This is a genomic window from Pantoea eucrina (genome assembly GCF_002095385.1).
Classification (GTDB): Bacteria; Pseudomonadota; Gammaproteobacteria; order Enterobacterales; family Enterobacteriaceae; genus Pantoea; species Pantoea eucrina.
Genome location: NZ_MIPP01000037.1, coordinates 1 through 14,836, shown reverse-complemented (window position 1 = coordinate 14,836; position 14,836 = coordinate 1). Strand labels below are relative to the sequence as shown.

Annotated in this window: 11 protein-coding genes and 1 pseudogene; 5 read left to right on the top strand and 7 right to left on the bottom strand. The window is 57.0% G+C overall.

From position 1 onward, the window contains the following. Position 1 precedes the first annotated feature (1 nt). Positions 2–898: a LysO family transporter gene (locus HA43_RS14605; protein ID WP_071668675.1), complete on the bottom strand. Its 897-nt coding sequence runs from the start codon at positions 896–898 to the stop codon at positions 2–4. Between the two features lie 141 nt (positions 899–1,039). Between HA43_RS14605 and HA43_RS14600 the strand changes: the two genes are divergently transcribed. Next, positions 1,040–2,668, top strand: a complete 1,629-nt coding sequence (locus HA43_RS14600) for an ATP-dependent nuclease (RefSeq protein ID WP_094111968.1) — start codon at positions 1,040–1,042, stop codon at positions 2,666–2,668. 77 nt (positions 2,669–2,745) lie between these two features. Here HA43_RS14600 and cspD read toward each other — a convergent pair whose 3' ends face one another. After that, positions 2,746–2,967: a cold shock-like protein CspD gene (cspD, locus tag HA43_RS14595; RefSeq protein ID WP_071668677.1), complete on the bottom strand. Its 222-nt coding sequence runs from the start codon at positions 2,965–2,967 to the stop codon at positions 2,746–2,748. Between the two features lie 323 nt (positions 2,968–3,290). On the opposite strand from cspD, the gene clpS reads away from it, so the two are divergent. Together clpS and clpA are read left to right on the top strand one after the other, a co-directional pair. Next, positions 3,291–3,611 (top strand): ATP-dependent Clp protease adapter ClpS, encoded by a 321-nt coding sequence (gene clpS / locus HA43_RS14590; RefSeq protein WP_039385772.1) that lies wholly within the window; start codon positions 3,291–3,293, stop codon positions 3,609–3,611. A 55-nt stretch (positions 3,612–3,666) separates the two neighbouring features. Further along, positions 3,667–5,945, top strand: a pseudogene (clpA, locus tag HA43_RS14585) (ATP-dependent Clp protease ATP-binding subunit ClpA). Positions 5,946–6,034: 89 nt separating this feature from the next. On the opposite strand, the gene infA reads toward clpA, so the two are convergent. The 5 genes from infA to trxB all read right to left on the bottom strand — a co-directional run bounded on the left by infA (position 6,035) and on the right by trxB (position 11,918). Further along, the gene (gene infA / locus HA43_RS14580; protein ID WP_002211347.1) at positions 6,035–6,253 is read right to left on the bottom strand and encodes a translation initiation factor IF-1; all 219 of its coding nucleotides are present in this window, start codon (positions 6,251–6,253) and stop codon (positions 6,035–6,037) included. A 346-nt stretch (positions 6,254–6,599) separates the two neighbouring features. Further along, entirely contained in the window at positions 6,600–7,292 is a 693-nt protein-coding gene (gene aat / locus HA43_RS14575) for a leucyl/phenylalanyl-tRNA--protein transferase (RefSeq protein WP_094111967.1), read from the bottom strand. Between the two features lie 32 nt (positions 7,293–7,324). Continuing rightward, on the bottom strand, positions 7,325–9,040 hold the full coding sequence (gene cydC, locus HA43_RS14570; RefSeq protein WP_094111966.1) for a heme ABC transporter ATP-binding protein/permease CydC: 1,716 nt from the start codon (positions 9,038–9,040) through the stop codon (positions 7,325–7,327). Continuing rightward, a complete protein-coding gene (gene cydD / locus HA43_RS14565) occupies positions 9,028–10,809 on the bottom strand; it encodes a heme ABC transporter permease/ATP-binding protein CydD (RefSeq protein WP_094111965.1) in 1,782 nt (593 codons plus the stop codon). The genes cydC and cydD overlap by 13 nt, the downstream gene beginning before the upstream one ends. A gap of 143 nt (positions 10,810–10,952) precedes the next feature. Beyond that, positions 10,953–11,918 carry a thioredoxin-disulfide reductase gene (gene trxB, locus HA43_RS14560; RefSeq protein ID WP_071668681.1) on the bottom strand — a complete coding sequence of 322 codons (966 nt, stop codon included), beginning with the start codon at positions 11,916–11,918 and terminating at the stop codon, positions 10,953–10,955. Between the two features lie 520 nt (positions 11,919–12,438). Between trxB and lrp the strand changes: the two genes are divergently transcribed. Together lrp and HA43_RS14550 are read left to right on the top strand one after the other, a co-directional pair. Next, complete coding sequence (gene lrp / locus HA43_RS14555) at positions 12,439–12,933, top strand: leucine-responsive transcriptional regulator Lrp (protein ID WP_006118610.1); 495 nt, start codon at positions 12,439–12,441, stop codon at positions 12,931–12,933. A gap of 119 nt (positions 12,934–13,052) precedes the next feature. Next, a partial coding sequence (locus tag HA43_RS14550) for a DNA translocase FtsK 4TM domain-containing protein (RefSeq protein ID WP_211279582.1) occupies positions 13,053–14,836 on the top strand: 1,784 nt, incomplete at its 3' end.

Below are 14,836 nucleotides of genomic sequence, written 5' to 3'. Positions count from 1 at the left end.
GTCAGGCGGAAAAAAAGGCGATCAGCACCGGGGCCAGCAGGCTCATAATAAAGCCGTGCACGATGGCTGCAGGGACGATCTCCATGCCGCCGGCGCGCTGCAGAATCGGCAGTGTGAAATCCATTGAGGTGGCGCCGCTCAGGCCCAGCGTCATACTGCGGTGCCGGGTAATAAGCAGCGGGATCAGCATAATTGTGATCAGCTCACGCAGCAGATCGTTAAAGAACGCTGCGCTGCCGATAACCGGACCAAACGCGTCCGTCATCAGAATGCCGGAAAGCGAATACCAGCCAAAGCCGCTGGCCAGCGCGAGGCCGGTTTTGAGCGGCAGTCCAAGGCAGACAGCGGCGAGTGCGCCTCCGGCCAGTGCGCCAGCCAGCGACACGGCCGCCACCAGCGCACCCCGCCGGTTAAGCGTAATCTGCCGCAGCGTCATGCCGCTGCTGCGCAGCTGAACGCCCACCAGAAACAGCATCAGGATCAGGGCATATTCGCTGACGGTGGCCGCATGGCGCAGCGGAGCCCACTGCGTCAGGCCGAGCAGAAATCCGCCCAGCACCGAGCCGCACAGCTTGAGTGAGTCCAGCGCCATCGCGAGACGCGACGGCAGCGCCTGCGCTTTATGCTGATGCCGCCACGGCAGACGCTGCTCAAGCAGCCAGAACGCCAGCAGCGAACAGGCGAGAATCAAGAGACCAGAGATAAAAGCGGTATAAAAAATGGTGAGCAAATTCGTGCTGAGATTATCAAGAAATGCCAGGCTTACGCCCATAAAAAACAGAATGATATAGACCAGCGCACTGAGCAGCCGCGCCACCGCGCGTAGCAGTACCGGCTGCTGCAGATGCAGCAGATAACCAGCAATCAGCGGCAGCAGAATAATCATAAGACCATACATAGCGAACATCCGTCCGTGGGAAAAGGACGCCACGCTAATCAAAAAAGCGCACGCTGTAAATCACCGTCTGCGGATAATTTGCGCCTTGACCCATACGCCACCGTACACCATGCTCAGGCAACCTCTGTACAGGATAACCCTATGATTCTGGATCATATTGATATCAGCGGCTTTCGCGGCATTAATCAGCTCTCGCTGCCGCTTATGATGACGAATCTTCTGATCGGTGAAAACGCCTGGGGCAAATCAAGCCTGCTGGACGCGTTTTCACTTATGCTGGATCCGGCCAGCGCGCACGCCACCCTCAGCGAAGAGGATTTCCATTTTCCGCCTGCAAATCCGGCGGCACGCTGGCGCACATTGCAGATAGTGGTGCGCTTTCGCGCCAGCGAAGCAGAGCGGGAAAATACCCTGCTGCAGCCTTTCTGGCAGCATGATGAGCAGGGGAGTTATCTGCGCTTCAGTCTGCGGGCTACCTGCAAAGCAAACGGTGTGAAAAGCAGCTGGCGTTTCATTGACGCGCGTAATCAGCTGCTGGCAGCGGAGCCGACGGCGGCGGCGATAAGCTGGCTGCGGCAGCACCATCCGGTGCTGCGTTTACGCGATGCGCGGTTCGGACAGCGCCATCGGACGCATGAACCAGGCGGTGAGGGTCGGGATCCGGGTCTGCAGGCGCTGCAGAGCGTGTTACAGCAGCTCAATCGCGCGGCGGGCGGCCGGGCGGTGAGCGATGAGGTGCTGCTGCAGGGCGTACAGACAATGCAGCAGCTGATGGCGCACTATTTTCTCGTTCAGCAACCCGGCGTCAGTCACCCGCGAATGGCACCGGAACTGCGCGACGGCAGCGCAGGCTGGCAGGCGCTGGATGCGCTTAACCGGCTGCTGGCGGGGGCTAGTGCAGAGCATCGTCGCGAGGTGCAGCTGCGGCTGCTGGCACTGCTGCCCGGCAGCAATGCGCTGCCAGACGGCGCCCAGCCTGTTCTGCTGGTCGAGGATCCTGAAACCCGGCTGCACCCGATAATGCTTTCGGTTACCTGGAATTTACTGACGCTGCTGCCGCTGCAGCGGCTGGTCACCACCAATTCAGGTGAACTGGTTTCCCAGACGCCGCTGGAAAACCTCTGCCGTCTGGTGCGTGAAGCGAGCCGCGTAGCGGCGTGGCGTATCGGCGAAGCGGGGCTGAGCGCCGAGGATCATCGCCGCATCGCGTTTCATATTCGCGTTAATCGACCCGCCGCGCTGTTTGCCCGCTGCTGGCTGCTGGTAGAGGGCGAGACGGAGGTGTGGATCGTTAACGAGCTGGCGCGACAGCAGGGCGATCATTTTGCCGCAGAAGGGATCCGGGTGATCGAGTTTGCCCAGGCAGGCCTGAAGCCGCTGCTGAAATTTGCCCGGCGTATGGGAATTGCCTGGCACGTATTGACCGATGGCGATGAGGCAGGAAAGAAATATGCGGCGACCACCCGCAGCCAGTTGCTGACCCACGAAAAGGAAGAGGTGCACCTGACGCAGTTTCCGGCAGCTGACATTGAACACTTTCTCTATCAGCACGGATTCCGCGCGGTCTATCATCAGATGGCGCACCTGCCGTTAAACATTGCGATGACGCCACGGCGTATTATTACGCAGGCGATCCATCACAGCTCTAAGCCTGAGCTGGCCATTGCCGTGGCGCTGGCAGCCGGGGAGCGCGGCCCGCAGGCGATTCCGCCGCTGTTCAGAGCGCTTTTTAGTCAGGTGAAAATGCTGGCACAGCGGCGTGCAGGATAGGATGAAAAGTAAAATGCCAGCGTTACCGGCTGGCATTTCAGGGGCGGAGTGGTCAGAATAACCGCGCGCTGCGCCGGTCAGGAATGCAGCGACGCCTCACAGGGGACAATCAGACTGGCATGGTTGCCTTTTGGCCCTTCGTGAACATCAAACTGAACGTGCTGACCCGCTTTAAGCGTTCTGTAACCCTCCATCTGAATGGTGGAGTAGTGCGCAAAGATGTCATCGCCACCGCCAACCGGACAAATAAAGCCGAAGCCCTTGGCGTTGTTGAACCATTTAACAGTACCCGTCTCCATGCTTTTACTTCCCTCGCAAGACATTCTGATAAGTAGGTGAGGTCATCGCAGCTGTGAGTCGAGGTTGTTTAAAACTCAATCAGCTTGTGCATGTAGAATGTAGAGAAACGGACCTTATCGTCAAGCAATCGGCCCGGATGCATGGGCAGAAAATCACCAAAATTTGAGGCAGTTAACGCTATTGAGAATTTTGTGATACAGGTCGCGCATCTGCTTTTCGTACCGATAGCAGCGATAGCAAACCCGGCTTGACAGACGTGTTAAACTTCAGGTTAGTGCAGGCTAAAATGCATGACCGCAACGCAGAATTCCAATGGACGATTATGGCAAACACAAACGACTGGCTTAATTTTGAACACCTGGCCGAAGACAAAGTACGTGAAGGGTTAAAGCCGCCTTCAATGTATAAAGTCATCCTGAATAATGACGATTATACACCTATGGAATTTGTTATTGACGTTCTGCAAAAGTTCTTTTCTTATGATATTGAACGCGCCACGCAACTGATGCTGAAAGTTCACTATCATGGAAAGGCAGTCTGCGGTGTTTTCACCGCTGAAGTAGCAGAGACAAAAGCTGCGCAGGTGAACAACTATGCCAGAGAGAATCAACATCCTTTGCTGTGTACGCTGGAAAAAGCCTGAACCTGTCTCCATATAGGAAACAGGCAGTCAGAGCGATAATTGGGGGAGGTGCCAAATGCTCAATCAAGAACTGGAACTCAGTTTAAACATGGCTTTCGCCAGAGCGCGCGAGCACCGTCACGAGTTTATGACCGTCGAACATCTGTTACTGGCACTGCTCAGTAACCCGTCGGCCAGAGAGGCACTGGAAGCCTGTACGGTGGATATTGTGGCTCTGCGTCAGGAACTCGAAGCCTTCATCGAACAAACCACGCCGGTGCTGCCGGTCGGCGAAGCTGAGCGCGATACGCACCTACGCTCAGCTTCCAGCGCGTGCTGCAGCGGGCGGTATTCCACGTTCAATCTTCCGGTCGCAGTGAAGTTGCAGGCGCCAATGTCCTGGTTGCCATTTTCAGCGAGCAGGAGTCGCAGGCGGCTTATCTGCTGCGCAAACATGAAATCAGCCGTCTCGATGTGGTGAATTTCATCTCTCACGGCACACGTAAAGATGAGCCCGGCCAGTCGCAGAATAACGCGGACAATCCGGTCAATGAAGAGCAGGCAGGCGGGGAGGAGCGTATGGAGAACTTCACCACCAATCTTAACCAGCTTGCTCGCGTTGGCGGTATCGATCCGCTTATCGGACGCGAAAAAGAGCTGGAGCGCGCCGTGCAGGTGCTGTGCCGCCGGCGTAAAAACAATCCGCTGCTGGTGGGTGAATCGGGCGTGGGTAAAACCGCGATTGCTGAAGGGCTCGCCTGGCGTATTGTGCAGGGTGATGTACCTGAGGTGATGAAAGAGTGCACTATCTATTCACTGGATATCGGCTCTCTGCTGGCGGGCACCAAATATCGCGGCGATTTTGAAAAGCGCTTTAAAGCGCTGCTCAAACAGCTGGAGCAGGATAACAACAGCATCCTGTTTATTGATGAGATCCACACCATCATCGGTGCCGGTGCGGCATCGGGCGGGCAGGTAGATGCCGCTAACCTGATTAAGCCACTGCTCTCCAGCGGTAAAATCCGCGTGATGGGTTCCACAACCTATCAGGAGTTCAGCAATATTTTCGAGAAAGATCGCGCACTGGCGCGCCGCTTCCAGAAAATTGATATTACTGAGCCTTCGGTTGAAGAGACTGTGCAGATCCTCAATGGACTGAAGCCGAAATATGAAGCGCACCATGACGTGCGTTATACCGCTAAGGCGGTGCGTGCTGCGGTAGAGCTGGCGGTTAAATATATCAACGATCGTCATCTGCCGGATAAAGCCATTGACGTCATCGATGAAGCGGGCGCGCGGGCACGTCTGGTGCCGGTGAGCAAGCGTAAGAAAACCGTTAACGTGTCCGACATTGAATCGGTTGTGGCACGGATTGCACGTATACCGGAACAGAGCGTATCGGCCACCGATCGCGATACGCTGAAAAACCTGGGCGACCGCCTGAAAATGCTGGTATTTGGCCAGGATAATGCGATTGAGGCACTGACCGAAGCGATTAAAATGAGTCGCGCTGGTCTGGGTCAGGATCGCAAGCCGGTCGGTTCCTTCCTGTTCGCCGGTCCGACCGGGGTAGGTAAAACAGAAGTCACCGTGCAGCTGGCGAAAGCGCTGGGCATTGAGCTGCTGCGTTTTGATATGTCGGAATATATGGAGCGCCATACGGTCAGCCGTCTGATTGGCGCACCTCCTGGCTATGTAGGTTTTGACCAGGGCGGTCTGTTAACGGATGCGGTGATCAAGCATCCGCACGCTGTGGTGCTGCTGGATGAAATTGAGAAAGCGCACCCGGATGTCTTTAACCTGCTGCTGCAGGTTATGGATAACGGTATGCTGACCGACAACAACGGGCGCAAAGCGGACTTCCGTAACGTGGTGCTGGTCATGACCACTAACGCCGGCGTACGCGAAACCGAACGTAAGTCAATCGGCCTGATTCAGCAGGATAACAGTACGGATGCGATGGAGGAGATCAAAAAGATCTTTACGCCAGAGTTCCGCAACCGTCTCGACAACATTATCTGGTTCCGTCACCTCTCTGCTGAGGTGATCCATCAGGTCGTCGATAAGTTTATTGTTGAACTGCAGGCGCAGCTGGATGCGAAGGGCGTCTCACTGGAAGTGAGCGACGACGCGCGCGACTGGCTGGCAGAAAAAGGCTACGATAAGGCGATGGGCGCGCGTCCGATGGCGCGTACGGTTCAGGAAAGCCTGAAAAAACCGCTGGCCAATGAACTGCTGTTTGGTTCGCTGGTGGATGGTGGCTCTGTGTCAGTGGCGCTGGATAAAGAAAAAAACCAGCTTACCTACCACTTCCTGAGCGCAGAGAAGCGCAAAACGGAAGGCACTGTGCACTAACGCCAGAGCAATAAAACAAAAGGCCGGATAATTATCCGGCCTTTTTTTTGCGGCTGGAAATTTAACCAGCCCGCGACGTGTGCAGCAGCTTAGCGACTGCGGAAGACAATGCGGCCTTTGCTCAGGTCGTACGGGGTCAACTCTACAGTGACTTTGTCACCCGTCAGGATGCGGATATAGTTTTTGCGCATTTTACCGGAGATATGAGCGGTAACCACGTGCCCGTTTTCAAGCTCTACGCGGAACATGGTGTTAGGTAACGTATCCAGTACGGTACCCTGCATTTCAATATTGTCTTCTTTGGCCATCGAATCCTCTGGGTGAACTACCAAACTGTTGAACCGGCAAGATAATGCCGAATTCCATGATTTATGTAAAGAAACGTTGGCTGTTTTTGCCAACGCTTCGCCGTGCGTCGCGCTGTCGCGCGTGCAGTACGGATAAATTCGGGTGTTGTTGACGTCTGCGGGGGATTAGCGGGCTAAGAATCTGCAGCAACCGGCCCGGCTGGGGTGGATGAAACAGTTTCAGGAAACAGGTGAGATTCCCAGCCTGGCAATTCCGGCTCGCCACAGCGAAGCGCGGACGACATACCAAACTCGCTTATTGTATCACTTTTATGTGGATTTGTGTGCAAAACATCTGCGGAGAGGGCTAAAAAAGGGTCTGTGTCTGCCAGCATCCTTCAGCAACCGGCTGCCACGCCAGCTTTTTTAGCTCTTGCAGATAGTTAGCGCGCGGAATTTCCGTAGCGCCGAGCGATGCCGTATGGGGATTGAGCACCTGACAATCGATAAGCCTGCCCTGATGAGCCCGGAAGTGCTGCGAAAATACCCACAGCGCGGTTTTCGAAGCGTTTTCCTGCCGGCTGAACATCGATTCTCCGCAGAACATCTGGCCGAGCGCCAGACCGTACATACCCCCGACCAGGCTATTTTCATGCCACACTTCAACAGAGTGCGCATGCCCCAGTTCATACAGGCGCAGCCAGGCGCGTTTGACCTCAAAGGTGATCCAGGTTCCCTCCTGACGTCCGGTCGCGCAGCCTTCAAGTACCTGTGCAAAGGCGTGGTTCATGGTCACGCGATAGGGAGAGCGACGGTGAAAACGCGCCATGCTCCGGCTGAGATGAAAGGCGTCTGGCATCAGCACGGCCCGCGGATCGGGCGACCACCAGAGAATCGGATCGCCGGGCGAAAACCAGGGAAAAATACCGTGCTGATAGGCGTTAATCAGACGTGCAGGCGAGAGATCGCCGCCCATCGCCAGCAAACCGTTTGGTTCGCGCAGCGCCATTTCCGGCGGCGGGAAGTGCAGTGAATCACGTGAAAGTTGTACCAGTCTCATGGCATCAGCTACTCAGAAGCGTCATCTCCAGACTATAACGCAAAGCGCTGACGGAAACGCCAGTAGCGACCCGCTTTTGAGATTAATTCGTCATGAGAACCTGATTCCACAATGGCGCCCTGATCCATGACGCAGATGCGATCCATCTTCTCCAGACCCTGCAGGCGATGTGTCACCATAATCAGCGTCTTACCCTTGCTGACCCGCAGCAGTAATTGCAGAATGTGCTGCTCGGTCGTGGCGTCCAGCCCTTCAGTGGGTTCATCCAGCAGCCAGAGATCGCCGTTGTGCAGCAGGGCGCGGGCGATGGCCAGCCGCCGCAGTTCGCCGCCGGAAAGGGGTCTGCCGCCTTCACCCATCCAGCTATCCAGTCCGTCAGGCTGTTCAGCCAGAAAGCCGAGCCCGGCCTGTGTCAGAGCGGCTGTCAGCTCACTGTCGCTGGCCGTGGGGCGCGCCAGTAAGAGGTTGTCCCGCAGCGTCTGGCTGAAAAGATGCACGCGCTGCGTCACCACGCTGATACGCTGCCGCAGGCTGGTCTCATCCCACTGTGAGAGCGGAGTATCATTAAGCTGAATACTTCCCGCGGTGGCTTCCCGGCTACGGGTGATAAGCGCCAGCAGGCTCGATTTACCGCAGCCGGTCGGGCCGAGCAGAGCGATACGTTCGCCTTGTCGCAGCTGCAGTGAAAAATGCGCTAATACCGGCTCCGGTCGCTGCAGATAGCTAAATGAAACGTTATCCAGCGTGAGGCTGATACCCGGCGCCGTATTCGGCATGGCTGGCGGAAAATAGATGGCAGGCGGCTGGTCGATAATCTCCTGCACGCGCTGTGCGGCGCTGCTGACCTGCGCCAGCGGCAGAAAAGCGCCGGCAACCGGTGCCAGCGCTTCAAATGCCGCCAGGCCACAGAACAGAAACAGCGCAATCGCTGCGCCCCCGACAGAAGCAGCTGACACCCACAGCAACAGCGTTACGGTCAGACCGGCTATCAGCAGCAGCAGGCTCTGCGCAAACGCCTGCAGGTGATGCTGCTGTTGCTGCGCGTGCTGCCACTGCCGCTCTGTACTGTCCAGCCGCTGACGCCAGGCCGTCGCTGCACCATAGATTTTTAGCTCAGCCTGAGCCATTAGCCAGCCGGCAAGCTGCAGCCGCCAGTTCGCCTGAGAGCGGGCGATACGCGCGCCGGAAGCCTGACCAAAATAGCAGAAGAGGGCGGGCAGCAGCAGCAGGGTCAGCAGCATGCTGCCGCCTAAGAGCAGCGCCAGAGGAAGGCTGAGCAGAGAGAGACTGCAGGTTACGACGATAATGACCACTGCCGCACCGGCCAGGGGCGAAATAATACGCAGGTAGAGATGATCGAGCGTATCGACATCGCTGACAAAACGATTCAGTAGCTCACCGTGACAAAAGCGCGACAGCTGCTCAGGTGCCAGCGCCATCAGGCGGCTGAAGGTGTAAACACGCAGATGCTGCAGCACCCGGAAAGTGGCGTCATGACTGACAAGACGCTCAAAATAACGCGCGGCGGTGCGTATAATCGCGGCACCGCGCACGCCTGCCGCCGGCAGCATATAGTTGAAAGTGTAGAGTCCGGCCAGCCCTGCCAGCGAGGAGGCAGCCAGAAACCAGCCCGAGAGCGTAAGCAGACTCACACTGGCAAGCAGGGTGAGGATAGCCAGCGCGATCCCCAATCCCAGGCGCCAGGGGTGCTGCCGGAACAGACGCAGAAAAGGCATTATTGAGCGCACAGTGAAACCTCCTGCTGACGTTGCCGTATCATCTCCTGCAGCAGCCCGGGCTCCCTGCTGAGCTGCTGCCAGCTTCCCTGCTGTACCAGCGCACCCTGCTGCATGACCCACACTTCATCCCACTGCGCCAGATCGTGCAGCTGGTGCGTAATCATTAACGTTGTCTGCTGCCGTGCCGCCTGGTTAAGCGCCTGCATGACGTGATATTCGCTGGTGCTGTCCAGACCTGAACCCGGTTCATCCAGCAGCAGCAGTTTTGCCGGCTTCAGCAGCGCACGGGCAACCGCAATCCGCTGAGCCTGACCAACAGAAAGCCCGACACCATCCTCGCCAGTCGGCGTATCCAGCCCCAGCGGCAGGCTCGTCAGAAATGCGCTTACGCCAGCCTGGGCTAATACAGCCTGCAGTCTGCTCTCCTCAACGGATCGATCCGGCATCAGGTTATCGCGCAGCGTTTGTGCAGGCAGCTGCGGATTCTGTCCCACCCAGGCAAGCTGCCGCTGCCACTCTGCACGATCGATATGGCGCAGATCCACGCCATTGGCCCGCAGCACGCCCTGCCAGGGCAGGAAACCGAGCAGCGCGTTCATCAGCACGGTTTTGCCTGCGCCGCTTTCACCGACCAGCGCGACCCGGCAGCCTGCGCGCAGGGTAAAGTTAAGCGGCTGCGTCAGCGCGTGGCCGCCAGGACTCATTACCACCAGATCCTCTGCGGTCAGCGTCAGAGGAGCCTCGTCACACCACGGGCGAACTGGCCCCTGTGGCCGGGCATCCGGTGTCGCCTGCAGAAACGTTTCCAGCGCATCTGCTGCGCCTGCCGCCTGCGCTTTGGCGTGATAAAAGGTACCCAGATCGCGCAGCGGCTGGAAAAACTCCGGCGCAAGGATTAGCGCAAGAAAGCCGGCAAACAGCGTTACGCCAGTACCGTAATGACCAAAATTAAATTCGCCAAGGTAAGAAAAACCAAAATAGACGGCGACAACGGCAATCGCCAGCGAGGCGAAAAATTCCAGCACCGCCGAGGAGAGAAAAGCGAGGCGCAGCACGTCCATTGTCCGCTGCCGAAAGCTATCGGTGCTGGCGGCAATAGCCTGTTTCTCAGCCGCTGCACGGTGAAACAGCCGCAGCGTGTCGCGTCCGCGCAGACGATCGTAAAAATCGCCGCTCAGGCGTGATAGCGCGAGAAAGTTACGCCGGCTGGCGTCCGCTGCGCCCATGCCCACCAGCGCCATAAACAGCGGGATCAGCGGAGCGGTGACCAGCAGGATCAGCCCTGCAGCCCAGTTAACGGGAAACACAGCTAGCAAAATTGCGCAGGGAATAGCAACCGCCAGCGTCATCTGTGGCAGATAACGCGCATAATATTCCTGCAGCTGTTCAATCTGCTCAAGCAGCAGCGTTGACCAGCTGCCGGCAGGTCTGCCCTGTATCCAGGCCGGTCCGAGCGCATCGATGCGATCAAGCAGCTGGCGCCGCAGCGCCCGCCGGATGGCGAGACCGGCGCGGAAGCCTGCCATCTCCCGGCCATAGTTAAAGCCGGCACGCAACAGAAAACAGAACAGCAACAGCAGAAACTGAGTGACCAGCGACGAGCGGGGCCGATCGGAGACAACCAGCTGCTGCAGTAGCGTAGCCATCAGCCACGCCTGGGCGATAAGGACGAGTGCGGAGGCAAAGCCGCATAGCGCAGCCAGCCGCAGGGCGGTAGCGCCGGAGGCCCGCTGCTGCCGTAACCAGCCCAGCAGGCGCTTTTGCCGTGATTTATTCATACTGTCGTCTGCTCTTCTGAAACAGGGCGAAAACCCGATAAAGTATCCGGTTATTGCGGTCGGCAGCACTTTAGCACGCGGTACATAAAAAAGGCGACCTGAACAGGTCGCCTCACTTTGATTATGATCAGGTTATTAACACGTTACCGATCGGTTTTAACCAGCCCATCCAGATAGCGCTCTGCATCCAGCGCTGCCATACAGCCGGTACCGGCAGAGGTAATCGCCTGACGATAAGTGTGATCCATTACATCGCCTGCGGCAAAGACGCCCGGAATACTGGTCTGCGTGGCGTTACCGTGCAGGCCGGACTGCACCTTAATGTAGCCATTTTCCAGCGCCAGCTGGCCCTCAAAAATGGCGGTGTTTGGACTGTGGCCGATGGCGACAAACAGGCCTGCGACCTCAAGCGATTCTGCAGGCTCACCGTTGGTTGCCAGCAGCTTCACGCCGGTCACACCCATCTGGTCACCGGTCACTTCTTCCAGCGTGCGGTGCGTATGCAGCACAATGTTGCCGCTGCGCACTTTTTCCATCAGCCGGTCGATCAGAATCTTCTCTGCGCGGAAGGTGTCGCGGCGGTGAATCAGGTGCACCTCAGACGCGATGTTGGCAAGGTACAGCGCCTCTTCAACAGCAGTATTGCCTCCGCCGATCACCGCAACTTTCTGGTTGCGATAGAAAAAACCGTCGCAGGTCGCACAGGCAGAGACGCCACGGCCCTTAAATGCCTCTTCAGAAGGCAGACCCAGATAGCGTGCAGATGCACCCGTCGCAATAATCAGGGCGTCCGCCGTATATTCGCCGCTGTCGCCGGTCAGGCGGAAAGGGCGCTGCTGCAGGTCAACGGTATGAATATGATCGAACAGGATTTCAGTGTTGAATTTTTCGGCATGCGCATGCATACGCTCCATCAGCGACGGCCCGGTCAGGTCATGCGGGTCGCCTGGCCAGTTTTCAACTTCGGTGGTCGTCGTAAGCTGGCCGCCCTTTTCCAGACCGGTAATCAGAACCGGATTCAGGTTAGCGCGTGCCGCATAAACTGCAGCGGTATAACCGGCTGGGCCTGAGCCCAGGATAAGCAGTTTGCTGTGTTTGGCCGTACTCATGCATTCCTCAGTGTGTTTCTGACAACAGTGATTTTGATTGTAGGGAAATTAGGACAGCAAAAAAAGCTTTGCACCATTTTGTTAGCAATTGCTGCAAGCGGCGTAGACGATGAAACGCATCTTTGCTGCAGCGTTGCGCTAAAAGAGTGCATTCTGAGTAAATAAAGGGCATCACCGCTCTGAAAATATCATTTAAAAACAGGGCTCCAGCACGGTATCTGGCATCTTGTACTGAATTTAGATGTTTTACTTTGACAATCGCCTGCGCATTTGCGAAAACATTGGAAGAAGCAGAGAGTCTCTGGCGGTTCAGAACGGTAATTGATTGCTGTTTTGCGCGGTGGCGTCAGAAAATCTCAGCCTGACATTGGTAATGACGCATGATGTGGACAGACAGCATGCGTCATACGGATGGTGCGCGACTGCACAGGCTTATGGTCTTCAATTCAGTAAGGCTCTGGAATACGCATTTTTCAGGGTTGTGGCAGGCATAGGGAAGGAATTAAGAGAGACAATAATAATGGTAGACAATAAAAAGCGCCCCGGAAAAGATCTGGATCGTATCGACAGAAATATCCTGAATGAACTGCAAAAAGATGGCCGTATCTCCAATGTTGAGCTTTCCAAGCGCGTAGGCCTTTCGCCAACGCCATGCCTTGAGCGTGTTCGCCGCCTGGAGCGACAGGGCTTTATCCTCGGCTACACCGCTCAGCTTAACCCGCACTACCTTGATGCATCCCTGCTGGTATTTGTTGAGATTACTCTGAATCGCGGTGCCCCTGACGTGTTTGAGCAATTTAACGCCGCAGTGCAAAAACTTGAGGAAACTCAAGAGTGTCACCTCGTTTCCGGTGACTTTGACTATCTGCTGAAAACCCGCGTGCCTGATATGTCTGCCTATCGTAAACTGCTGGGAGAAACCTTGCTGCGCCTGCCAGGCGTAAACGACACCCGCACCTATGTCGTGATGGAAGAGGTGAAACAGAGTAACCGGCTGGTCATTAAAACCCGCTAACGCAGGGAAGGTGCAAAGCGTGCAGGATTTAGGTACACTCCTGTGAATTCATACAGGACCAGCGTCGGGCTCTTCCGGCGCTGTTGCCTTCTTATTTTACAGGCACCTGGAGAGTTCTCTTGAGCCAGGAATACACAGAAGATAAAGATGTTTCGTTACAACCGCTGAGCAGTGGACGTCGTCTGCTCGAGGCGTTGCTCATCCTTGTAGCCTTGTTCGCCATCTATCTGATGGTGTCACTGGTCAGTTTTAACCCTTCCGATCCCAGCTGGTCCCAGACCGCATGGCATGAACCTATCCACAATATCGGGGGTAGTCCAGGTGCCTGGCTGGCAGATACTTTGCTGTTTATCTTTGGCGTGATGGCCTATGCCATTCCACCCGTTATCCTGGGGCTGTGCTGGATCACTTTCCGTCAGCGCGATCGGCAGGATTATATCGACTATTTTGCCGTTGGATTGCGCCTGATAGGCGTGCTGGCACTGGTGGTGACCACCTGCGGACTGGCTGCGCTGAACGTGGATGATATCTGGTACTTTGCCTCAGGCGGGGTGATTGGCAGTCTGGTCAGCAATGCCATGGCGCCGTGGCTGCATGGTGCAACCGGCACGCTGACGCTGCTCTGTATCTGGGCCGCAGGCATCACGCTCTATACCGGCTGGTCATGGCTCGCTATCGCTGAAAAAATCGGGAGCGTGGTGATGGGCGTGCTGACTTTTGCCAGCAACCGCTCTCGTCATGACGATCGCTGGGAAGAGGATGAGTATGAAGAGGAAGCGGATATCCCATTGCGCCCGGTTGTGGCGTCTCAGGCTGCTGACGAAGAGGATGTTTTGCTGGCTGCGCCGCGAGCGCCTGCGTCTGCGCCTGCGCCTGCACTCTCTGCTGAGCTGGCCAGCGAACCGCTGCTGGCTAAAGCGTCCAGCGCAACCGCTGCGGCGCTTTCTGCGGTCAGTGAAGCTGCCCGTCAGGCACCGCCCGCTTCGGCTGCCGTAGCAGAACCTGCACCGACGGCGGAGCCAGCAGTTACGCAGGCTGCCGTGCCGCAACCGGTCACATCTCAACCGGTTGTGACCGCCACGCCAGCACCGCAGACGCCACCGCTTTATCATTTTGAACTGCCGGCAGAGCCTGTCGCGTCGCCTGCTGCACCGGATGAAGATGGCCCGCGCATGGGCGACTGGCAAAGTGCCGATCGCTTCTCTGCTGCCGCCCCTGCATTCACGGCCGCCGCGGCCACAGGTGCTGCCACCGCGGCCGTACAGCGTGCGGAAGAGTCGCTGTCGCCTGTTTTTGACATTGTGCCTGAGCGCGATCGTAACCCGCAGGTAAAACAGGGGATTGGTCCGGAGCTGCCGCGACCTAACAAAGTTAAACTGCCGACCCGACGTGAACTCGCCTCTTATGGCATCAAACTGCCTTCACAGCGTATGGCAGAGGAGAAAGCGCGCGAAGAAGCAGAGCAGCAACAGCCCGACGTGAGCGCCACGCTGCATCAGCCACAGTATGAGGAAGAGGCTACGCTTCAGGAAGCGCAGCTGCGTGATGCATTTCAGTCACAGCAGCAGCAGCGCTATGGTGAAAGCTGGGAGTCGCATACTGAAGAGGACGATCAGGAGGCGCAGCATCAGGCGCAGCTGGCGAGCCAGTTTGCGGCGCAGCAGCAGCAGCGTTACAGCGCACCGCAGGAAGAAAAAGCGCCGGTGTTTAATCTGGATACCTCGGCTGCTTTTGACTTCTCGCCGATGAAAGATCTGGTTGATGATACGCCGAGTGAACCGCTGTTTACTATCGCGGCAACGCCGGAGCCTGAAGCGCAGTGGCAGCAGTCAGCTTCACCGGCAGCCGAACCAGCCGCGCAGTGGCAGCAGTCAGCTGCACCGGCAGCCGAACCAGCCGCGCA